At 60.7% G+C, this 22644-nt stretch carries 24 protein-coding genes; all 24 read left to right on the top strand.

The genetic code is table 11. From position 1 onward, the window contains the following. The 24 genes from KF821_06085 (at position 1) to KF821_05970 (ending at position 22644) form a co-directional block, all read left to right on the top strand. A complete protein-coding gene (locus KF821_06085) occupies positions 1–1065 on the top strand; it encodes an N-acetylneuraminate synthase family protein (GenBank protein MBX3005382.1) in 1065 nt (354 codons plus the stop codon). Between the two features lie 19 nt (positions 1066–1084). Continuing rightward, positions 1085–2122, top strand: coding sequence for a glycosyltransferase (locus tag KF821_06080; protein MBX3005381.1), 1038 nt, complete (start codon positions 1085–1087; stop codon positions 2120–2122). Further along, positions 2119–2880, top strand: coding sequence for a glycosyltransferase family protein (locus KF821_06075; protein MBX3005380.1), 762 nt, complete (start codon positions 2119–2121; stop codon positions 2878–2880). The genes KF821_06080 and KF821_06075 overlap by 4 nt, the downstream gene beginning before the upstream one ends. Beyond that, positions 2877–3776 carry a hypothetical protein gene (locus tag KF821_06070; protein ID MBX3005379.1) on the top strand — a complete coding sequence of 300 codons (900 nt, stop codon included), beginning with the start codon at positions 2877–2879 and terminating at the stop codon, positions 3774–3776. The genes KF821_06075 and KF821_06070 overlap by 4 nt, the downstream gene beginning before the upstream one ends. Positions 3777–3778: 2 nt before the next feature. Next, on the top strand, positions 3779–4750 hold the full coding sequence (locus KF821_06065; GenBank protein MBX3005378.1) for a glycosyltransferase family 2 protein: 972 nt from the start codon (positions 3779–3781) through the stop codon (positions 4748–4750). After that, complete coding sequence (locus tag KF821_06060) at positions 4747–6192, top strand: hypothetical protein (protein MBX3005377.1); 1446 nt, start codon at positions 4747–4749, stop codon at positions 6190–6192. The genes KF821_06065 and KF821_06060 overlap by 4 nt, the downstream gene beginning before the upstream one ends. Next, the gene (locus KF821_06055; GenBank protein MBX3005376.1) at positions 6189–7106 is read left to right on the top strand and encodes a sulfotransferase; all 918 of its coding nucleotides are present in this window, start codon (positions 6189–6191) and stop codon (positions 7104–7106) included. The genes KF821_06060 and KF821_06055 overlap by 4 nt, the downstream gene beginning before the upstream one ends. Further along, positions 7103–8095 (top strand): Gfo/Idh/MocA family oxidoreductase, encoded by a 993-nt coding sequence (locus tag KF821_06050; protein ID MBX3005375.1) that lies wholly within the window; start codon positions 7103–7105, stop codon positions 8093–8095. The genes KF821_06055 and KF821_06050 overlap by 4 nt, the downstream gene beginning before the upstream one ends. Positions 8096–8158: 63 nt before the next feature. Continuing rightward, positions 8159–8977, top strand: a complete 819-nt coding sequence (locus tag KF821_06045; protein MBX3005374.1) for an SDR family oxidoreductase — start codon at positions 8159–8161, stop codon at positions 8975–8977. 2 nt (positions 8978–8979) lie between these two features. Further along, positions 8980–10215 (top strand): acylneuraminate cytidylyltransferase, encoded by a 1236-nt coding sequence (locus tag KF821_06040; GenBank protein ID MBX3005373.1) that lies wholly within the window; start codon positions 8980–8982, stop codon positions 10213–10215. A gap of 3 nt (positions 10216–10218) precedes the next feature. Further along, positions 10219–11091 carry an N-acetylneuraminate synthase family protein gene (locus tag KF821_06035; GenBank protein MBX3005372.1) on the top strand — a complete coding sequence of 291 codons (873 nt, stop codon included), beginning with the start codon at positions 10219–10221 and terminating at the stop codon, positions 11089–11091. Between the two features lie 81 nt (positions 11092–11172). Then, positions 11173–12699, top strand: a complete 1527-nt coding sequence (locus tag KF821_06030) for a hypothetical protein (protein MBX3005371.1) — start codon at positions 11173–11175, stop codon at positions 12697–12699. Positions 12700–12706: 7 nt separating this feature from the next. After that, complete coding sequence (locus tag KF821_06025) at positions 12707–12946, top strand: acyl carrier protein (protein MBX3005370.1); 240 nt, start codon at positions 12707–12709, stop codon at positions 12944–12946. Continuing rightward, the gene (locus tag KF821_06020; protein MBX3005369.1) at positions 12939–14120 is read left to right on the top strand and encodes a hypothetical protein; all 1182 of its coding nucleotides are present in this window, start codon (positions 12939–12941) and stop codon (positions 14118–14120) included. Before KF821_06025 ends, KF821_06020 begins: the two co-directional genes overlap by 8 nt. Further along, complete coding sequence (locus KF821_06015) at positions 14111–14578, top strand: GNAT family N-acetyltransferase (GenBank protein ID MBX3005368.1); 468 nt, start codon at positions 14111–14113, stop codon at positions 14576–14578. The genes KF821_06020 and KF821_06015 overlap by 10 nt, the downstream gene beginning before the upstream one ends. Continuing rightward, the gene (locus tag KF821_06010; protein ID MBX3005367.1) at positions 14578–15348 is read left to right on the top strand and encodes an AAC(3) family N-acetyltransferase; all 771 of its coding nucleotides are present in this window, start codon (positions 14578–14580) and stop codon (positions 15346–15348) included. The genes KF821_06015 and KF821_06010 overlap by 1 nt, the downstream gene beginning before the upstream one ends. 8 nt (positions 15349–15356) lie before the next feature. Next, complete coding sequence (locus KF821_06005) at positions 15357–16691, top strand: DUF4910 domain-containing protein (GenBank protein MBX3005366.1); 1335 nt, start codon at positions 15357–15359, stop codon at positions 16689–16691. 21 nt (positions 16692–16712) lie between these two features. After that, a complete protein-coding gene (locus KF821_06000) occupies positions 16713–17684 on the top strand; it encodes a glycosyltransferase family 2 protein (protein MBX3005365.1) in 972 nt (323 codons plus the stop codon). Between the two features lie 3 nt (positions 17685–17687). Then, a complete protein-coding gene (locus KF821_05995) occupies positions 17688–18368 on the top strand; it encodes an acylneuraminate cytidylyltransferase family protein (GenBank protein ID MBX3005364.1) in 681 nt (226 codons plus the stop codon). Further along, on the top strand, positions 18365–19342 hold the full coding sequence (locus KF821_05990; protein MBX3005363.1) for a phosphoglycerate dehydrogenase: 978 nt from the start codon (positions 18365–18367) through the stop codon (positions 19340–19342). The genes KF821_05995 and KF821_05990 overlap by 4 nt, the downstream gene beginning before the upstream one ends. Positions 19343–19351: 9 nt before the next feature. After that, a complete protein-coding gene (locus KF821_05985; protein ID MBX3005362.1) occupies positions 19352–20113 on the top strand; it encodes an SDR family oxidoreductase in 762 nt (253 codons plus the stop codon). Positions 20114–20187: 74 nt separating this feature from the next. After that, positions 20188–20922 (top strand): DUF115 domain-containing protein, encoded by a 735-nt coding sequence (locus KF821_05980; GenBank protein MBX3005361.1) that lies wholly within the window; start codon positions 20188–20190, stop codon positions 20920–20922. Positions 20923–20951: 29 nt separating this feature from the next. Next, a complete protein-coding gene (locus KF821_05975) occupies positions 20952–21872 on the top strand; it encodes a glycosyltransferase (GenBank protein MBX3005360.1) in 921 nt (306 codons plus the stop codon). A 1-nt stretch (position 21873) separates the two neighbouring features. Beyond that, entirely contained in the window at positions 21874–22644 is a 771-nt protein-coding gene (locus KF821_05970) for a glycosyltransferase (GenBank protein ID MBX3005359.1), read from the top strand.

Below are 22644 nucleotides of genomic sequence, written 5' to 3'. Positions count from 1 at the left end.
ATGGAAATCGATATTCAAGGTCGCAAAGTTGGCTTGCAGCACCCTACCTACTTTATTGCGGATATCGCTGCCAACCATGACGGCAATTTAGACCGCGCCATTGAGCTGATTCGTTTAGCCAAAGAAGCTGGCGCCGATGCAGCCAAGTTCCAAAACTTCCGCGCCCCCAAGATCGTCTCTGACTACGGTTTCCGCTCGCTGGGTGGCCAGCTCTCGCACCAGGCCGCCTGGACCAAGAGCGTGGTCGAGGTCTACGAGGATGCCTCGATTCCCTTCGAATGGACCCCGCTGCTCAAAGAAGCCTGCGAAGAGTTTGATATTCACTACTTCTCCTCGCCTTATGACCATGACGCCATCGACATGCTCGTGCCCTATGTGCCTGCCTTCAAAGCTGGCTCCAGCCTGATGTCCTGGCCCGAAGCCATCGTGCGCATGGCCAGCTTTGGTAAACCGATCCTGATGGCAACCGGCGATTGCGACATGGCCGACGTGGAACGTGCCATGGCCATGGTGCAGCCGGTCAATCAGCAAATTGTGCTGATGCAGTGCAACACCAACTACACTGCGTCCGATAGCAACTACGATCATTTGCATCTCAATGTGCTCAAGACCTATGCCCAAAAGTGGCCCAATGTCATCCTGGGCTTGTCAGACCACACGCAAGGGGCTGCCCCCGTAGTGGGCGCAGTGGCGCTGGGGGCGCGTGTGATCGAACGCCACTTCACGGATAGCAATGACCGCGAGGGACCTGACCACAAATTTGCCCTCAACCCAGCCAACTGGGCGCACATGGTGAGCGAAGTACGCATCCTGGAACGGGCGCTTGGCTCTGAGCAGAAGTTTGTGGCCGAGAATGAGAAGGACACCTACATCGTGCAGCGCCATTGCTTGCGCGTAGCGCGGGATGTGAAAGCGGGCGAAGTCTTCACCGAAGACATGCTCGAAGTGCTGCGCCCGGCGGTCGAAGGCGCATTGATGTCGTGGGATATTCCGCAGGTGCTCGGCCGCAAAGCCGCTGCCGATATGCCCTTTGGCAAAGAAGTGCGCCAGAGCGACTTGGCCTGAGAGACCGACGGTAGTTTGCATGAAAGTCCTGTACGTCAGCCAACAACACGGCCCACATGACCGCCGCTTCCTTGCTGCAATTGCAGAGGCGGGACACACCTGTGTGTTTTTGTGCACCGCCCCGGAGCGCGTGCAGGCGGAGCAGTTGCCCGCTGACGTGCAGCTGGTGCGCGGCCGTGTGGCGGATGTAGCGCGCCAATACCAGCCGGATGTTGTGCATGCTGGCCCGCTGCATACCTGCGCCTGGCAGGCGCGCACTGCACAGCCTCTGGTGGCCATGAGCTGGGGCTCCGACATTCTCTATACTGCAAAGCGCAACTGGCTAGCTGGTTACAAAACGCGCGCCGCTCTGCGTGCCGCCCGTGTGCTGATTGCCGACTGTCAGGCCGTGGTGGATGCTGCCGCAGAGCTGGGCTTCGACCCGGCGCGTGCTGTCATCTTCCCGTGGGGCATTGACCTGCAGCGTTTCCAGCCGCAGGCAAATAGCCCGCTGCGCCAGCAACTGGGCTGGCAGGATGCTTTCGTATTGCTGCACTTGCGCAGTTGGGAGCCTGTCTACGATACCGAGACCGCGCTGCGCGCTTTCCTGGCGCTGGCGCCCAGCCAACCGCAGCTGCGCCTGCTGCTGCCCGGCGGCGGCAGCCTGGCGCCACGCATTCATGCGCTGGTAAAAGCCTCCGGCTTTGCCGATCGTATCCACATGCCCGGCTATATTGCTCAAGACAACTTGCCTGCCTATTACGCCGCAGCCGACCTGTACCTGAGTGCCTCACGCAGTGATGGTTCTTCAGTTTCGCTAATGGAAGCGTTGGCCTGTGGGCTGCCTGCCCTCGTGTCTGATATTCCCGCCAACCGCGAATGGGTAGAAGCCGGCGAGCAAGGCTGGCTCTTCCCAGTGGGTGACTCAGCCGCACTTGCCGATAAGATTGTGGCTGCGATGCAAAACACTGACTTACAAGCCATCGGGCAGCGCGCCCGCCAGCGTGCCGAACAACGTGCCGACTGGGCAAAAAATAAGCTGGGCCTGCAACGCGCCTATGAATTGGCGGTGGCATGAGCACGCCCAAAGTCGTCGCCATTATCCAGGCACGCATGGGCTCCAGCCGCCTGCCCGGCAAAGTATTGGCTGACCTGCACGGCCAGCCGGTACTGGCCTGGGTGCTGCGCCGCACGCAGCGCGCCGCCGGCATCCACCAGGTGGCCGTCGCCGCACCCAGTGGGGAGCTGGATGACCCGCTGGCGGCCTATTGCGCCGAGCAGGGCATCCCCTGCGTGCGCGGTAGCCTGCACGATGTACTCGACCGCTATATGCAAGCTGCGCGAGAAACCGAAGCGGACGTCATTGTGCGTATCACCGCCGATTGCCCCTTTATTGACCCCGGCTTGTTGGGCGAGTATGTGCAAAAATTTGTCAGCGCGGACCCGCCGCTGGATTTTGCTGCCAACCGCCTGCCGCAAGGGCGCACCATTCCCATCGGTCTGGATGCAGAGTTGTGCACGCGTGCCGCGCTCGAAACCGCCTGGCGTGAGGCGCAAGAACCGCACCAGCGTGAGCATGTCATGCCCTTCTTCTATGAGCATCCCGAGCGCTTCCGCATCGCTGAATTTACCCAGCAACCAGCCTATGGCAACCTGCGCTGGACGGTAGACACACCCGAGGATCTTGAGCTGGCCCGCGCCATTGCCAGCCATTTTGCGGATGACACCTTCTCATGGAAAGACATCTTGGCTTTGTTTGAAGCCAATCCAGATCTGGCCAACATCAATGCCAGCGTGCAGCACAAGGACTACCGCCAGGTAGATGACCGCCGATGAAGCAACTGTGTATTTTTACGGCTCCCAAGCCGTTTCGTGACCCGCATATCACCACCATCCAGCGCAATGCACTGGGCTCGTGGTTGGCCTTGGGCGATGCTGTCGATATCGTGCTGGTGGGGGATGACGAAGGTATTGCAGAAGCCGCCGCCGAGTTTGGCGTCAAGCATGTACCCAGTGTGGCCGCCAATGCACACGGAACACCACTGGTCAGCGCCATTTTTGACGCCGCGCGCCAGAATAGCGCCGCTCCATATCTGGTTTACGTCAATGCTGACATTATTTTCTACCCCGGCTTGCTAGAGACGCTGCACACCGTGGCCGCCCAGGCGCCAGAGTTTGTCTTGCTGGGCCGCCGCTACGATCTGGATCTCACCCGACCGTTGGAGTTCTCGGCGGGTTGGGATGCAAACCTGCGCGCGGATATGCAAGCCCGCGGCACGCTGCACACGCGTGGCGGCAGTGACTATTTCGCCTTTCCGCGCCACCTGTACAGCGAGATGCCGCCCTTCGCTATCGGCCGCGCTGGCTGGGATAATTGGATGATGTACGAAGCCAACCAGCGCAATTGGCAAGCGGTAGATTGCACCGCTGAGATAGACATCGTGCATCAAAATCATGATTACTCGCACCTGCAAGGTGCCCACGGCCACCAGCGCCATGTAGAGACAGACGAGAACACCATCCTCGGTGGCGGTATGCGCAACATGTACATGCTGCTGGATGTGCCCTATGAGTTGGTCAACGGCAAAGTGCGCCGCGCGCCGTTCTCTGCCATCCGTGCCTTGCGCAGCATTGAGCGCGCCTTGCAACCCAATGCCATCGAAGACCGCAGCCTGCGCTGGCGCATCATGCGCCAGGTACGTAACCTGCGCTTCGCCCTCGGGGGGCGCTAAGCATGCGCGTCGGCCAGAATCCCATTAAGTCGGTCGAGAGCATTGCTCCGCCTGCACCGGTGACGGTAGTGGTCATCAGCTATATCCCCTTCCTAAGCGGCTATTACACGCATAGCTTGGAATTGCTCAAGCTATGCCTGGGCAGCCTCCATGCCAACACCGAAGGTGCTTACGACCTGATGGTTTTCGATAACGGCTCGTGCGCCGAGGTGCGCGAATATCTGCTGGCCGAACAGACGGCTGGCCGTATTCAGTACCTGACCCTGTCGGAGCGCAATCTGGGCAAGCCGGCCGCCTGGAATATTTGCTTCGCCGCCGCCCCGGGTGAGTTCATCGCCTATGCCGATGCGGATGTGTACTTCTACAAAGGCTGGTTGCCTAGCAGCCTCGATGCGTTGCGCACGCTGCCACAAGCCGGCATGGTGACAGCCATGCCCATGCTCACCCCGCAAAAATACTCCACCGCTACGGTCAAATGGGCTAAAGCCCAACGCGGCGCCAAACTGGAAACTGGCGCGCTGTTTAGCTGGGATGATTTTTGGAAGCACGCCCGCAGCCTGGGCAATAGCGAGGAGCATGGCCGCGCCTTCTTTAAAGACAACAAGGCCGTGCGCCTGAGCTATAAGAAGCGGCAGTATTGGGTGGGCGCGGCCCACTTCCAGTTCATGGCGCGTAAGCGCATCCTGCAGCAGGTGCTGCCCATCCCGGCAGAGAAGCCGATGGGCCGCGTGCGCCTGCTGGATGAAGCTATCAACGCCCTCGGCTTCCTGCGCCTCTCTACGGCAGAGTGGCACGTGCAGCATATGGGTAACCAGTTGCCAGCCGCCGGCGACCTACTGGATAGCTCGCTGGCCTTGCCAGCAACAGCCCACCGCACGCGTGCAGCCAGCTTCTGGGCCTGGCCGCCGCTGCGCAAGCTGCTGCAGTGGCTCAACGGCTGGACCTTTGACCGCATTCACCGTACACAAAAATGAAGCCACGTATCTTTATCAGCGCTGACCACGGCCTTGCCATCGTCTACTTCTTGCAAAGCGATGTGTTGCGCACCCTGCTTGACGGTGGCGCCGAAGTCATCCTACTTACCGATGATGACATCGTGGATCGCATCCGCGAGCGCTTTGCTCAGCCCGGCCTGATTATTGAGGGCCTGCGCCTTAAGCAAGCCAAGGATTATTTCCACACGGTCTCCTATGGCAAACAGTGGTGGCTGGATTTCTTGCGCCGCGCCGGCGCGTCTAACCGCATTAATCTCGAAGCGGTGGACAGCTACATCCACCAAGTCAAGGCCGAGGCGCATGCCCGCCGCAAACTGCTCTTCCCCTTTATGGAGCTGTTTGTGGCTGTGCTGCGCCGCAGCCGCGCCGCCCGCCGTTGGCTGCACGGTTTGCAGCAACGCTTTACGCCAGATATCTATGGCGACCTGTTCGCCAAGTACCAGCCCAGTCTGGTCGTTGCCAGCACGCCGGGTTGGCGTTTTGACCGCTACCTTTTGCGTGAAGCCGCCGCCCACAACATTCCCACGGCTGCAGTCATCGTTGGCTGGGATAACTCCAGCAGCTACAGCCTGCCCGGGGCGCCGGTAGATTGGATCACCTGCTGGTCTGAGATCCAGAAGCAAGAATTGATAGACGGCTCAGACTGGGACCCAGCCCGCGTGCACATTGGCGGTATTCCCTCTTACGATGGCTACTTCAAGCAGGAGTGGGTGCTGCCGCGCCCAGACTATTTCAAGACGCACGGGCTTGACCCGCAGCGCAAGCTGATTTCATTTGCCAGCAGCTTTATCACCTTCTCGCCCAACATTCAAGATGTAGAAGCACTGGCCGAGTTGGTTTCCGGTGACCAGCTGGCCGCGCCCAGCCAACTGCTGGTGCGCTTGCACCCCAACCACTTTATGGATGTGCCGCGCTTTGCCCAAGAGCGCGAAGCCATCTTCGCCCTGGCACAAAAGTACCCGCATGTTCATGTGGTGGAGCCGGTTGCGCTGGGCGGCTCGCTAGGCCATTATTCAGGGGAAGACATGCACGAGAAATCGTCCATGATGGCGCATTCCGATGTGTTCGTTACCGTGTACTCCACCATGGTGGTCGAGGCCTCGGCCCATAAGACCCCCGTGGTGAGCGCCTGCATCGATTCGCCCGTGGGCTGGCCGGGCAAGTTCACCCTGCCGCTCTCGCGGATTGGTGATTGGCCTACCCATTCGCGCTTCCGCAACTCATCGGCCGGCCGCGTAGCCTACGACGTGCCACAGTTGCGTGAGGCGCTCAACTTCTATCTCACGCACCCAGGCGCTGATGAGGCCGAGCGCGCTGCCTTCATTGCCCGCGAATGCACCTTTACGGATGCCAGCGCCGGCCAGCGTACTGGCGCCTACTTGCTTTCGCGCCTGGGCCAGCGTGCAGGCGGCCGCGCATGAGTTCGCCTTTACGCAAAGCCCTGCGCGCCATCACGGGCGATGAGGCGGCTGCCAAAGGCAGCACGTTGCCGCCGCTTTCTGCAGCCGAGCTGGCTGAGGTCAAAGAATTCTTTCCGCTCCAAAAATTCTTCGTGCTCGGGCAGCCGCATTCTGGCGGCGGCGTGCTGGCGCGGCTACTGAACCTCCATGCTGATCTGTATTGCGGTACTGGAGCGCACTTCTTCACGCGCCGCCCAGTGCTGAGTGAGCTCTTCACCCCATCTGAAGAGCCGGCGGTCGCCGCGCTCTCACCGGCAGCGTTGCGCGCCATGGCCGATTTTCTGCTAGAGCGCCAGGCGCACCCGCTGGGCAAACGTGTGGCCGGTGACCAAAGCCAGAATGAGCTCGGCGGACGCGCGGTACAAGAGATGCACCACCTGTATCCGGATGCCAGTCTCATTCACATTGTGCGCGATGGGCGTGATGTGCTCGTCAAGCAACGCCTGCAAGAGCTCACCGGCGGCGCTACCGCCAACCCGCGCCGTGAGCGCAGCCGCCCCGCTGACAACGTAGCCATCTTTGCCCCCGGCTGGCTTTCTGAAGCCACGCGTCACTGGGCTAATGGCGTGAGCGAGACAGACCGCCTCGGCCACCAGCTCTATGGCGAGAGCTATTATTCGCTGCGCTATGAGGACTTGCTGGCGCGGCCTTTCGACATGCTGGCCAAGGTGTGGGCCTTCCTTGGGCTGGAGGCCGATGGCCTCGAAGCCAAGGTCAGCGCAGAGATCGCTCAAGACGAAGAGCTGGCTCTCGACAAAAACCCACAAGCGGTGTGGCGCCAATTCTTCACCCCCGGTGACAAGAACATCCTCAAAGAGAACGTTGACAAAGCGCTGCTCAAATGGGGCTACGAAGTGGGAACCGATTGGGGATGAAGATCCTTATTGCCGGCTATGGCTCGATCGGCAAACGCCATTTCAATAATCTACGCGCCCTCGGCGTGAAGGATTTTGTCTTCCTACGCAGCAACAACAGCACGCTGGATGTTAGTGAGCTGGCTGAATATCCCGTGGAACACAGCGTAGAAGCTGCGCTGGCATATAAACCCGATGCTGTGGTGATCTCCAATCCCACCGCGCTGCATCTGGACGTGGCCATTCCTGCCGCGGCCCAGGGCTGCAGCCTGCTGATGGAGAAGCCCATCAGCCACAGCCTGGCGCGCTTAGATGAGCTGCGCCAGGCCGCCGCAGCCGGCGGCAGCCGCATCCTGGTGGGCTTCCAGTGGCGCTTCCACCCCACACTGCAAAAAGCAGCCGAGATCCTGCAATCCGGCCAGCTCGGCCGCGTGCTCTCGGCGCGCGCCCATTGGGGCGAATACCTGCCCAATTGGCACCCCTACGAAGACTATCGCAAGAGTTACAGTGCCCGCGCCGACCTGGGTGGTGGGGTGGTGCTCACCTTGTGCCATCCGTTTGATTATCTGCGCTGGCTGCTCGGCGAAGTGGATTCCGTATGGGCCACGCTGGCGCGCAGCGGTGAGCTGGAGATTGCTGTGGAAGATCAGGCCGAAGTGGGCCTGCAGTTTGCCAACGGGGCGCTAGGCAGTGTACACCTGGATTACGTACAGCAGCCGCCCAGCCACACGCTGCAGATCGTGTGTAGCCAGGGCCGCCTGGAATGGAACGCCGCCAGCGGTGCTCTCGTGCAAATCAGTGCCACTGGTGAGCAGCGCGAGTTTGCCCTTGAAGCAGGTTTTGAGCGCAATCACCTGTTTATTGACCAGACGCGCCACTTTTTGGAGGTGACACAAGGGTCGGCGCAGCCGCTGTGCAGCCTGGAAGACGGTATCAGCGCTCTGGAGATTGCTCTGGCCGCGCACCACGCCCATGATGCCGGGGCACGCGTGCAGCTGGAGCGGGCATGATAGAATCCCGCTTGGCCTGCAAAACAGGCCGCTTTGTTTGCAGGGGTAATACGTAGAGGCCCTATGCCCACCACGATGATTCAATCTGCATTTGATCTCACTGGCCGCGTGGCTCTGGTCACTGGCGCTGCCGGTTTGTTGGGTAAGCAGTTTTGCCGCACTCTGGTGCAGGCTGGCGCCTCTGTAGCCCTTGTAGACCTCAACCCCGCCGCGCTGGCTGCTTTGCAGGCCGAGCTCGGCGAACGCAGCCTGGCGGTGCAGTGCAATGTGAGCGATAAGGCCGCGGTGCAAGCCGCCGTACAAACCACCCTCGATACATTTGGCCGCCTGGATATCTTGGTCAATAGCGCCGCACTGGACCCCAAGTTTGATGCGGGCGAAGCGGGCAAGCACAGCTCATCGTTTGAAGACTACAGCCTGGAAAATTGGAACAATTCGCTCTCCGTCAATCTGACCGGGGCCTTCCTATTCAGCCAGGCCAGCGTGCCGCACATGCTCTCGCAGGGCCGCGGCGCCATCATCAATATCTGCTCCACCTATGGCCTGGGTGGGCCAGACCAGCGCATTTACCAGCGCGAGGGCCAGCCGCCTTCCTTCAAGCCGGTGGATTACACCGTCACCAAGGCGGGCATCCTCGGGCTCACCAAATACCTGGCTACGTATTACGGCACACAAAATATCCGCGTCAATGCCCTCACCCCCGGTGGGGTACGCAACACGCAAGATGAAGAATTCGTCAAAGCCTATTCCGCTCGCGCCGCCATGGGCCGCATGGCCAATCAGGATGAAATGAACGGCGCGCTGCTGTTCCTGGCTTCGGATGCCTCCAGCTACATGACGGGCGCCAATCTGGTTGTAGATGGTGGCTGGACGGCGTGGTAAGTATGAAATCCAAGAAGCCTCAAGTCCTTGCCATCATTCCCGCCCGCGGCGGCTCCAAGAGCATCCCGCGCAAGAATGTGCGCTTGTTCGCTGGGCACCCGTTGCTGGCCTTCAGCATCGCCGCCGCCCTGCAGGCAGAAACCGTCACACGTACGATCATCTCTACTGATGATGAAGAGATGGCGGCGATTGCGCGCGGCTTAGGCGCCGAGGCACCTTTCATCCGCCCCGCAGAGCACGCCCAGGACAATACGCTAGACCTGCCCGTGTTTGAGCATGCCCTGACCTGGCTCGCCAAGAACGAGGGCTATAAGCCAGACATCGTTGTGCAGCTGCGCCCCACATCCCCATTGCGCCCGCGTGGCCTAGTGGATGAGGCCGTGCAGTTGCTGCTCAAGAATCCCAAGGCCGATTCGGCCCGCGGCGTAGTGCCCAGCGGACAAAACCCCCACAAGATGTGGCGCGTGGATGCCGATGGCGTGATGCAGCCACTGCTGAAGGTCAGGGGCATCGCTGAGCCTTACAACGCGCCGCGCCAACAGCTGCCGGCCACCTACTGGCAGACCGGCCATGTGGATGCCATTCGCAGCTCGGTCATCCTCAAGAAGCACTCCATGAGTGGGGATGTGATCTTGCCTGTGATGGTAGACCCGGCCTACACCGTGGATATTGACACGATGAGTGACTGGCAGCGCGGCGAGTGGCTGGCTACCTCCGGCGAGCTGGATGCCGTGTGGCCCGGCCCGTTGCCGCGCCCGTACCCCAAGCAGGTCAAGCTGCTGGTGCTGGATTTTGACGGTGTGCTCAGCGATAATCGCGTCTGGGTGGATGAGAACGGCAAAGAATCGATTGCCGCCAACCGCAGCGACGGTTTGGGCCTGCGCCAACTGCAAGAGACCGGCGTGAAAGTGTTTGTGCTCTCGCGTGAGGAAAACCCGGTGGTGGCGCGCCGCTGCGAGAAGCTGGGCATCGCCCACCGCCAGGGCATCAAAGCAAAAGGTGAGGCCCTGCGCCAACTGCTATCCGAACTCAATATTGCTGCCGAGCACACGGTGTTCCTCGGCAATGACACCAATGACCTGCCATGCTTCCCCATCGCCGGCTGTGCGGTGGCCGTAGCCGATTCGCACCCGGCGGTGCTGCAGCAGGCTGACCAACGCCTGAGCCAGCAAGGCGGGCATGGCGCAGTGCGTGAGCTTTGTGATTTAATCATGGCGATAAACGCCAAAAAGGACTAACGAATGACTCGAGAATTGAAGCTTGGCAATCGCATGGTGGGGGATGGCCACCCGGTGTATATCGTCGGTGAAATTGGCATCAACCACAACGGCAGCCTGGAAGCGGCCAAGCAGTTGATCGACCTGGCCAAATGGGCCGGTGCGGATGCCATCAAGTTCCAAAAACGCACGCCTGAATTGGCCGTGCCGCCAGACCAGCGCGACAAGATGCGTGAGACCCCCTGGGGGTATATCAGCTACATGGAGTACCGCAACAAGGTCGAGTTCGGCGAGAAAGAGTATGCTGAAATCGATGCTCACTGCAAGGAAAAAGGCATTGACTGGTTCGTGTCCGTGTGGGATGAGCCAGCCGTTGACTTCATGGAGAAGTTTGACACGCCCTGCTACAAGATTCCCTCAGCCTCACTGACCGACCATGCGCTGCTCGACCATGTGCGCAAGACTGGCCGCCCGGTGGTGCTCTCAACTGGCATGTCCACCATGGAAGAGATTGACAAGGCCATTCCCCATGTGGACATGAGCAATACGATGCTCACCCACACCACCAGCACCTACCCATGCGAGCCAGAAGAGCTCAACCTGCGCATGATTGAAACCCTGCGCAGCAAGTTCCCGTGCCCGGTAGGCTACTCCGGCCACGAAGTGGGCCTGGTGCTCTCCGCCGTGGCCGTGGCGCTGGGCTCCTGCTTCATTGAACGCCACATCACCCTTGACCGTGCCATGTGGGGCAGCGACCAGGCCGCCTCGGTGGAGCCCGGTGGGCTGCAGAAGCTGGTGAAGTACATCCGTGTCACCGAGCAGGCGCTGGGTGATGGCGTCAAGCGTGTGTACGATAGTGAATTACCCTCACGCGAGAAGCTACGCCGCGCCAAATAGCATGTGCCGCCAGTGGCGGCTGGGTTCATTGTGCTCAAGCGAATAGTCAACAAACTCCACACGCTAAACAGCCGAGTGCGCTTGGCGCGTAGCGCGCGCGCCGTGGCTGCGGCGGAGCACCGCGCCCACAAACCCGTCGTATTCTTCAACGCTTCTACACGTTTAGGCCACCTCAGCCAGAATGCGGCTTTCTCGCTGTTGGCTTCATGGGGCTTGCGTCTGGAAGGTGTGCCCATTCTGCATTTTGTGTGCAACGCCGGCATGAGCCGCTGCGTGCTGGGCACTGATCCAGATAATGCAGGGCAGGCGCCGCCGTGCGCGGCCTGCGTGGCGCAGTCTCGCCGCATGTACGCTGGTGCCGATGCACGCTGGTTTGGGTACGCAGCAGACAGTCAGTTGCACGCACACTTGCAAAGCCTGACCCTCGAAGAGTTGCTAGTCGTGGAGCACGGCGGTTTGCCGCTGGGGCAGCTGGTGTTGCCTTCGCTGCGCTGGGCGCTGCGTAGACACGATCTGGTAGACGATGACACCACGCGCACTTTGCTGCGCGAGTACATCCTTTCGGCTAACAACGTAGCGCGTGAATTCAGCGCTTTTATCAAAGGCAAGGACTTACAAGCAGCGGTGGTGTTCAACGGCATCATGTTCCCCGAGGCCGTGGCGCGCCAGATAGCCATACGCCGCGGTTTGCGCGTCATCACCCATGAGGTGGGCCTGCAGCCACTGACCGCCTTCTTCACCGATGGCGAAGCCACTGCCTACCCGATGGATATCCCTGCTGAGTTCCAGCTCAGCGATGCTGAAAATCAAAAATTGGATGCGTATCTCAGCCGCCGCTTCAAGGGCGACTTCAGCATGGCAGGCATCCGTTTCTGGCGTGATATTCAGGCCCTCGACGAAAGCTTTCTCGCTAAAGCGGCGCAGTTTGATAAGCTGGTGCCGGTCTTTACCAATGTGATCTTTGACACCAGCCAGGTGCATGCCAATGTGCTGTTCGCAGACATGTTCGCCTGGTTGGCCTATGTAGAAGAGCTGATCCGTGCCAACCCGCGCACCCTGTTCGTCCTGCGCGCTCACCCAGACGAAATGCGCCCCGGCTCCACCAAGCAGAGCCGCCAGAGCGTAGCCGAGTGGGTGGCCGCCCGCGGTTTGGAAGCGCTGCCCAATGTGGTCTTCATTCCGCCTACAGAATTTGTTGACTCGTACGCGTTAATCGAGAAGGCCCACTTCGTGATGCTGTACAACTCCTCGATCGGCTTGGAAGCCTCCATCATGGGCAAGGCCGCGCTGTGCGCGGGGGCGGCGCGTTACACGCAATACCCCACGCTGTATTTCCCGGCCAGCCTGGCCGAGTACCAGCAGCAGGCACAGCGCTTCCTGGCCGCCGCCGAAGTGCCGCAGCCAGCCGCTTTTGTGCACGAGGCACGGCGTGTGCTGTATTTCCAGCTCTTCAAAACCAGCCTGCCCTTTGAGCGCTTCGTGCAGCCCACCAGCATGGGCTATGTGAACCTGGCTGACTTTGATGTGGATGCGCTGCGCGCGGCCAATGTACCTGCCATCCGCGCCATCTATGAGGGCGTGGTGGAACACAAGCCCTTTCTGGTATAAGACAGGCATGCAAGACGCACATTTCACAAAACTTCAATCCGTTTTTGCGGATGTTTTCAAGCTAGCGCCTGAAGAGGTGACCGCAGACACCCAGTTTGGCGAGTTGCCCGCCTGGGATTCGATGGGGCATATGGACCTCATGGTGGCGCTCGAAACCGCCTTCGGTATCGAGATCACCGCCGAGACCATCAGTGCCCTCATCAGCGTGCCGGCCATCCTCGAGCACATCCAGAGCAAGCATGGCTGAGCAACTGACCCTTACACCGGTCATTCCCATCCCCGCCCATCTCGTGGGTCAGGTGCAGGCCAAGCTGGCCTATGTAGATGAAGCCATCGCCTCGGCCAGCATTGCCGCCGATGGCAGCCGCATTGACCTGCAGCTGCGTGCGACGGCCCCCGCTGACCTGGAAGCCAAAGTGCAGAGCGTGGTGCAAGACATGGCCAGCGGCGCCTCCAAGCCCAAAGTGGAGGTGCTGGAGGATCACTTGCAGCGCGCCGTGCCCTATGCGGCCGACCCCATGCCTGAGCTGGAGCAGCGCGGCGAGGTGCACCAGCAGACCAACGGCGTCTATAGTTTTGGCCCGCTGTTGGCCAACCTAATTGGCGTCTTTGAAGACTATTTTCTGGAGCTGGCTGCCGAATTTGGCGCCCAGCCGCAGCGTTTCCCGACCCTGATTTCGGCGCAGATGCTGGGGCGCGTGAATTACTTCCGCGCCTTCCCGCACTCACTTACTTTTGCCACCCATTTGCGCGAAGACCTGCACATCATCAGTGACTTTGCTGAGAACACCGTCTACGAACCGGCCGGCCTGAGCGCCTCGCTGGAGTCGTTCTCCAAAATTCAGGCATTACTCTCACCCGCCGTGTGCTACCACCTCTACTTCGGCCTGGCGGATAAGCCGTTGCCGGGCGGCCAGTTGGCCGCTACCGCCGTGGGCCACTGCTTCCGTTACGAGTCGAGCAACCTCAATAGCCTGGAGCGCCTGTGGGACTTCACCATGCGTGAAGTGATCTTTGTTGGCCCGCGGGAATACGTGCTCGATAACCGCGAGGCGGCACGCAAGAAAGTAACCCCCTGGCTGCAAGAGCTGGGCTTGGCCTACATGGTAGAGAGCGCCAATGACCCCTTCTTTGTTGGCGAATTCCGCAAGCAAGCCGCCTTCCAAAATGCCTTCCAACTGAAATATGAAATTCGCGCCCGCCTGCCGTTCAAAGACAGCACGCTGGCCGTGGGCTCGTACAACTATCACCAGGATTTCTTCGGCCGCCACCTGAACATCACGCTGCCGGATGGCAAGCCGGCGCACACCGGCTGCGTGGCTTTCGGCTTGGAGCGCATGGCCTACGCCTTCCTGGCGCAATACGGCCTTGACCCGGCGCAGTGGCCCGCCATCGTGCGCGAGGCGCGTGCATGGGAGTAGGCATCCGCCACGCGGGCGCAGAAGACCTGCCCGCCGCCGCCGCCCTGTGGCAGCAGCTGGATGCGTATCACCGCAGCTTGGGGCTCATGTTTCCTGAAGTAGATAATGCGCCACAGTTGTGGGCTGAGAATTTTCAGCGCACCCTAGGGCGTTTTAGTTTTCTATGGCTGGCGGAGCAGGGTAGTGACGCAGTGGGCTTCCTGATGGCGCGTGTTAAGCAAAGCCCGGCCTATTTGGGTGGCAAGCAAATCGGCGAGATCAGCGACCTTTTCGTACAGCCCGCCGCCCGCGGTGCGGGAGCGGCAGCACAATTGGTACAGGCCGCCATGCAAAAATTTGCCGAGCTGCAGGTGCATTCGGTAGAAGTGCAGGTGCAGGCCGGCAATGATGACGGGCTGGCCTTCTGGCACAAACAAGGCTTCGCTACCGACCTCACTCTGGTGCGCAAGAGGCTGTGATGGCGCTGGCTACGCTTAACCGCCAGCAGCTCGATGGCGCGCTGCATGCGCTTGGCGTGCAAGCCGGAGACGGCGTGCTGGTGCACTCCGCCGTGCAGTTCCTCGGTAAGCCTGATGGCGGCTTGAGCCTATATCTCGATTCGTTGCAGGCGCTGATTGGCCCGCACGGCACGTTAGTAGTCCCCACCTTCTCGTTTGAATTCGCCAAGACTGGCCAATACGACCCTGCCAGCACCCCCTCGCAAGGCATGGGCGTGTTCTCCGAATTCGTGCGCCAGCAACCCGCTGCCCGCCGCACGCTGCACCCGATGCAATCGTTAGCCGCGCTGGGCGCTGCCGCCGATACACTGGCTGACCGCGATACACCCTCCGCCTTTGACGATGGCTCAGCCTTTGACCACATGCTGCAGGCGGACTTCAAGCTGCTGTTGCTCGGCGCCGATATTCAGGCTGCTTCAATGGTGCACTACAGCGAGCAACGCGCCGCGGTGCCGTATCGCTACTGGAAAGAGTTCCCTGGCCAGGTCAATGTGGGTGGCGAATGGCAGCCGCGCAGCTACCGCATGTTTGTGCGCGATATGGACATCAATCCGCAGTTGCATCTGGCACCTATTCAGGCCGCCTTGCAGGCTTCGGCGGATTGGCAGTCTGTGCAGCTCAATCACGGTTCGCTTGCTGTTTGCCGCCTGCAGGATTTCGTCACCGCTACTGACGCGCTGCTGCGTGTTGACCCGTGGGCGCTGGTAGCCAACCGCCCGGAGACAGTTTAATGGCCAGCATGATGCAGCTCATCGAGGAGCTGTGGTTCCTCAAGCGTGATCTCCTCTCGGATGATTACGACCGCGCCCTGGAGCGCCTGGCGCAGGAAGTGCCCATGACCATCCACGCCGTGCCCAGCGGCACCAAGGTGTGGAGCTGGACCGTGCCCGAGAAGTGGACCTGTCACGAGGCCTACATCGAAACGCTGGATGGCCGCCGCCTGCTGGATTACGCAAACCACCCCTTGCACGTTGTCTCGTATTCGTTGCCATTTGAAGGCGAGGTCAGCCGTGATGAATTGCTGGCGCACTTGCATGTGCATGCAACCAACCCCGACGCGATTCCCTATGTCTTCAAGTATTACCAACGTGACTGGGGCCTGTGTGCTACCCAGACTCTGCGCGATGCGCTGACGGATGAGAAGTACCGCGTCGTTATTCGTTCAGAATTTACGCCCGGCTCTCTAAAAATTGGCGAAGTATATATTCCCGGCCAGCGCCCGGAGAACTTTGTGCTGGCGGCGCATCTTGACCATCCCGCTATGGTGAATGATGACCTCAGCGGCGTGGTGGTTGGCGTCGAAGTGGCCCGCCGCCTGTTGGCGGCCGCGGCTGGCGGCGAAAAGCCATATTACGGCGTGCGCCTACTCATCTTCCCGGAGACGCAAGGCTCCATTGCCTACCTCAGCCAACACGAGGACGAAATCCCCAACATGCTCGGCGGCCTGTTCCTGGAGATGCTGGGCAATGATGCACCCCACGCGCTGCAGCAATCCTTCCAGCCGCTCAGCGCGCCCGACCGCGCGCTGGTGAATGCGCTGGCAGGGCACGAGCCCGGCGCTTATGTGGGCGGCTTCCGCACCGTGATTGACAATGACGAGCGCCAGTTCAACGCCCCCGGCGTGCGCGTGCCCATGTTGTCACTTTCGCGCGTGGTCAATCCGCATTTGCCCACCTCGCGCTTTGCCCCGTACCCCGAATACCACTCCAGCCTGGATACACCTGCCATTGTTTCGCACACGCGTCTGGAGCAGTCCGTGGAGTTGGTGCTGGAGCTCATTCAGGCCTTCCAACACAATCGCTACGTAGTCAATCATTTCAAGGGCGAGGTCTTCGCCTCCGGCTACGGCTTGTGGGTGGACTACAAGAGCGATGCCGCCGGGCATAAGCGCCGTTTTGAGATCATGGATCGCTGTGACGGCACACGCCGTGTAGCCGATATTGCCGATGAGCTGCACATCAGTTTTCAGGATGTGTGGCAGGTGATTGCCTTGTTGATTGAAAAAGGGCTGGTATCCCTCAGCGATACGCCGCAGCCCACAGACCCGCACTCTGGCGGCTCGCATCTACCCTGAGTGCGCTGGTAAGATTCTTAAATGCCCTCAGGCAAACCCAAAGGCAACTCAAAGACGCTGCGCGTCTCCATCATCATCCGTGCCCTCAATGAAGAGAAGCACCTCGGCCGCCTGCTGAGCGCCATTGCGCGCCAAAGCCTGCGTAATCCCGAAGTGATCCTGGTCGATTCTGGTTCCACAGACCGCACGCTGGCGATTGCGCGCCAGCATAAGGCCAAAATTGTGCACATCAAGCCGCAGGATTTCACTTTTGGCCGCTCGCTCAATTTGGGTATTAGCAAGGCCAGCGGGGATGTGATGGTGCTGGCCAGCGCACATGTCTTTCCTGAACATGATGATTGGCTCGCCAAGCTCGTCGCTCCCTTTGCCGATAAGCAGGTGGCGATGACCTATGGCAAGCAGCGCGGCACCGATGAGAGCCAATTTTCTGAGAACCAGCACTTCCGCAAATGGTTCCCCGAACACTCCAACTTGCAGCAGCCGCATGGCTTTGCCAACAACGCCAACTCCGCCGTGCGCAAGAGCCTATGGCGCGCCATGCCCTTTGATGAAGAGCTGACCGGGCTGGAAGACCTGGCCTGGGCCAGTTGGGCGCACGCCGAAGGCTACACGATTGCCTATGTGGCCGAAGCGGGCGTGTATCACATCCACAATGAGACCGCCGCCCAGATCATCAATCGTCACCGCCGTGAGGCGATAGCCCTGCGCCAAATCCTGCCTGCGAGTACCTTCAGCTTCCTCAACTTCTTGAGCCTCTTCGTGCGCACCACGCTCTCGGATTACGCCGCTGCGCTGCGCCAAGGCCAGTTTTTGCGCCAGCTCATCAACATTCCGCGCTTTCGTTTTCTGCAATACTGGGGCACCTACCGCGGCTACCGTGACCCGGCTCAGCCCAGCAGCCAGCTCAAGCGAGTCTTCTACTATCCACCAGATTCGTTGGAGCCGCAGCCAGCTCCAACGGGCCGCCACAAAGCCCGCAATAAGTCAGCCTAGCCTATGAGCACACCCCGAATCGTTGCCCTCGTTCCCATGCGTGACCAGTCTGAGCGCGTGCCCGGTAAGAACTACCGCACGCTGGCTGGCGCGCCGCTCTTCCATCACATCCTGCACGCACTGCAAGCTTGCACTGGCATTGCCGAGATCGCCGTGGATACGGACAGCCCCAGCATTAAAGCTGGGCTGGCCGAGTATTTCCCCGCGGTACGCGTTATCGAGCGCCCGGAACATCTGCGCGCTGGCGAAGTGCCCATGAACGAAATTTTGTTGCATGACACGGCCCAGATTCCTGCCGAGTATTACTTGCAGACCCACAGCACCAATCCGCTGCTACGCGCCGAGACGATCGACCGCGCCATAGATGCTTTCGTGAAAGCCTTGCCGGGCGTAGACTCACTGTTCAGTGTCACCGGTTTGCAGACGCGTTTCTACGATGCCGATGGCAAGGCGGTCAATCACAATCCTAAAGAGCTGCTGCGTACGCAAGACCTGCCGCCCATCTACGAAGAGAATTCGTGCATCTACATCTTCAGCCGCGCCAGCCTGGCCGAGCACGGCCACCGCATTGGCGCAGCCCCGCTGATGTTCCCCATCCCGCGCAATGAAGCCTGGGATATTGACGAAGAGCTGGATTTCCAAATTGCTGACTTTTTGATGCAACAGAGACAAAAGACGTCATGACCAAAACCATTTTGCTTTCCGCCCCCTACATGCTCCCCACCGTGGAGCGCTTTCGCCCCGTCTTCGCCAAGTACGGCCTGGAGCTCATCGTGCCCGAGGTTGAAGAGCGCATGGAAGCCGAGCAGATTCTGCTGTACGCCGGCCAGTTTGATGGCGCGGTGTGCGGCGATGACCGCTACACCGCCGAGGTACTGGCCGCCTGCGCCCCGCGTCTGAAAGTGATCTCCAAGTGGGGCACCGGCATTGATTCGCTCGACCGGGTGGCCGCGGCCGAACTGGGTATCCAGATCCGCAACACACCGGATGCCTTCACCGACCCGGTGGCCGATTCAGTGATGGCTGGTGTGCTCAGCTTTGCGCGCCAGACCCCCTGGCTAGACAAGGCCATCAAGGCCGGCGAATGGCGCAAGCTGCCCGGCCGCTCGCTGTTCGAGTGCACACTGGGCGTCATCGGCGTCGGGCGCATCGGCAAAGCCGTCATCCGCCGTGCGCGTGGCTTCGGCATGCGCCTGCTGGGCTACGATACTGCCGAGGTGCCCGCCAGCTTCCTGGCAGAGACCGGTGTAGACATGGTCTCGCTGGAGGAACTGCTGGCCCAAGCTGATTTTGTCAGCTTGAATGCTGATCTCAACCCCACCAGCTATCACATCCTCAACGCTGAGACGATTGCTCAACTGCAGCCGCATGCCGTGGTGATCAACACCGCGCGCGGCCCGCTGGTGGATGAGCCGGCCCTCGTGGCGGCCCTGCAGGCGGGCAGGCTGGCCGGCGCCATGCTGGATGTCTTCGAGTATGAACCGCTGCCCGCTGACAGCCCGCTGCGCACAATGGACAATGTGCTCCTCGCCCCGCATAACTCCAACGCCAGCCCCTTCTCCTGGGAACGCGTGCACTGGAATACCATTCGCAATCTCCTAGATGGGCTGGGAATTCCCGCCGCTGATTTAGACCCGGCAGACTATCCGCCCCGCTAAAATCACGCTATGGCAAGCACTCGTAACGTCGTAATCACTGGGGCTGCAGGCGGTATCGGCCGCGCCTGTGTAGAGCTTTACCACCAGCAGGGCTACCGCGTCTGGGCTATAGACCAGGCTCAGCCTGAATCTCCTTTGCCAGACGGTGTGACCTTTATTCAAGCTGACCTCGCCGCCGCTGGCGAAGTGGATGCCGTTGTGGATGAGCTCACCCAGCAACTGGGCGGCCAGCTGCATGTGCTGGTCAATAACGCCGCACTGCAAGTAGCCAAGTCCCTGCAGGACACCAGCGTAGACGAGTGGGACCGCGTGCATGCCATCAACCTGCGCGCACCCTTCCTGCTGGCGCGCGGCTTGTATGCCGCGTTGGCTGCAGCCCAGGGGGCGGTGGTCAACGTCAGCTCAGTGCACGCACTCGCCACCTCCGCGGATATTGGCGCCTATGCCAGCTCCAAAGGCGGTTTGCTGGCGCTGACGCGTGCCATGGCGATCGAGTTCGCCAAGGACGGTGTGCGCGCCAATGCCATCCTGCCCGGCGCTACCGATACGCCTATGCTGCAAGCTGGGCTCAGCCGCGGCCATGTGCAGGGCGAGGGTGTGCAGCATCGCAAGGATGACCTGGCCAGCAAGGTGGTGCTGAAGCGCCTGGCCACGCCGCACGAGATTGCGCGCAGCATCTATTTCCTGGGGGATGGCGAAGCCTCAGGCTATATCACGGGGCAATCTCTGGTGGTGGATGGCGGCGCGTTGGCGCGCCTCAGCACAGAATGAGCTCCCTCAAACAGCGCATCAAACAACTGACTCCGCAGCCGCTGTGGCAGGCGGGTAGCGCCGGCCTATTGGCCATGCGCCATGCCGCAGCGTGGCCGGCCGCGTACTTGCATCCCTGGCGCCGCGAGAGCATGGCCCGTTTGGCGGCCCTCAAAGACAGCCAGCGCGGCAAACGCGCTTTTATCCTCGGCAATGGGCCTAGTCTGCGCACCACAGATGTCAGCAAGCTCAAAGATGAGCTCACCTTTGGCATGAACCGCGTTTATCTGGCCTTTCCAGAGTGGGGTTTTGCCACTAGCTACTTTGTATGCGTCAATGACTTGGTCATCGAACAAACCGTGCCTGAAATTCAGGCATTGCAGATGCCCAAGTTCCTCTCGTGGCGCTCGCGCCGCTTTATTGAGCCAGACCAGCACACCATGTTCCTGCACAGCACCTATGACGGGCCAACCTTCGCCACCGATGCGCGCCGCCGTATATGGGAAGGCGCCACGGTCACCTACGTTAGTTTGCAGTTGGCCTACTACATGGGCTTTGAAACCGTGATCCTGATTGGCGTAGATCACAACTTCAGCGCCAAGGGCTCCCCCAACACGACGGTGGTTTCCCAAGGCGAAGACAAAGATCATTTCAATGCGGGCTACTTCGGCGCCGGGTTCCGCTGGCAGTTGCCCGACCTGGACACCTCTGAAATCTCGTACGCCATGGCGCGCCAGGCCTACGAAGCCGACGGCCGCCAGGTGCTGGACGCCACCATCGGCGGTAAGCTCACCGTCTTCCCTAAGGTTGACTATGCTTCGCTGTTCTAACTCTGCGAAAGCTCCCAGTGGTGGTTAGCATGCAGCCACCACTGGTATCGATCATCACGCCGTCCTATAACCAGGCCGCCTTTCTGGAAGATACGCTGCGCTCCGTGTTCGCCCAGGGCTATCCCAACCTCGAATACATTGTGGTGGATGGGGGCTCGACGGATGGCAGCGTTGAGATCATCAAAAAATATGCCGATAAGCTCGCTTGGTGGGTATCCGAGCCTGATGCTGGCCAGGCCGATGCGATCAACAAGGGCTTGGCGCGCGCCAACGGCGAGATCGTGGCCTGGCTCAATTCGGATGACCTCTATCGCCCCGGAGCCATCCAGCAAGCCGTGTCTACGCTACACCAGCAGCCTGACGCCGGGCTAGTCTATGCCGATCTTGATTCGGTCGACCGCACCGGTCGCGTCTTCAACACCATCCACTATCGCCAGTTTTCTTTACTGGATCTACTTTCATTCGAGATTATCGGCCAGCCTACCGTGTTCATGCGCCGCGCCGTGCTACAGCAGGCCGGCGTGCTGGATGCTGAGTACCGCTACCTGCTGGATCACCAGCTGTGGTTGCGTATGTTCCAGCTCGCCCCGGCGGTGTATGTGCCGCGGGTGTGGGCCGCCGCCCGCCACCACGCCAGCGCCAAAAACGTGGGCGAGGCGGCCGGCTTCGGCCGCGAGGCGATGCGTATCCTCGCCTGGGCCGGCACGCAGCCGGCCATGCGTAAGCTGATCGCCGCGCACCACCGCCAGGTGCTGGCGGGCGCCCATCTTTTCGATGCACGCTACCTGCTGGATGGTGGCCAGCCGGCAGCGGCCCTGCGCGCCTATGGGCGCGTAGCCAGCTTGCAGCCGCAGCGCTTGCTGCGCCACCTGCCGCGTATCCTCTTCGCGCTGCTCAGCCTGCTGGGGTTGGGCGGTTTGCGCCGTTGGCTGCAACGCCGGGAGTATTGAGTTGGCCCAACCACTCGTCACCATCGTCACACCCTCGTACAACCAGGCGCAATACCTGGAGCGCACAATTGAATCCGTGCTGGCGCAGGAGTATGCCAACATCCAGTACATCATTGTGGATGGCGGTTCTACTGACGGCAGCGTAGACATCATCAAGAGATACGCAGCCAAGCTGGACTGGTGGGTGTCAGAGCCTGATGCCGGCCAGGCAGATGCGATCAACAAAGGTTTCGCCCGCGCCCGCGGCATGCACCAGGCCTGGATCAATGCCGATGATATTTTGCTGCCGCACGCCATCCGTGAAGCGGTGGAGTTTTTGGAGCAGCACCCTGCGGTGGGCTTGGTGTATGGCGACACCGAATTCATCGACGCGCAGGGCCGCCCACGTGGCCGCTTCCCTGCCGCCCAAACAGACTATGCGCGCATGCTGCGCGGCTACGTGCACATTCCGCAGCAGGCCACCGTGTGGCGCGCGGATCTGTGGCGCCCGCTGGATGCGGGCTTGCAATTTGCCATGGATTACGACCTATGGGTGCATATCGCCAAGGTGAGCCAGTTGCACTACTTGCCGCGGCTGTGGGCGCAGTTCCGCCTGCACGCCGATTCCAAGACCCTGCAGAACGACATGCGCGCCTGGGAGGATATGCTGCGCGTGCACCAGCGCCAGGGCGGCAGCTACCTCTCGGCGATGCGCCTCAAATACTGGCTGCGTAAGCTATTATTTCCTCTGATCCGCGCCCGCCGCCAACGCCAGGCGGGCCTTGCTGACTAA

Source organism: Anaerolineales bacterium, from assembly GCA_019637755.1.
Taxonomy (GTDB): Bacteria; Chloroflexota; Anaerolineae; order Anaerolineales; family UBA11579; genus JAMCZK01.
This window is presented reverse-complemented; position numbering and strand designations above follow the sequence as displayed.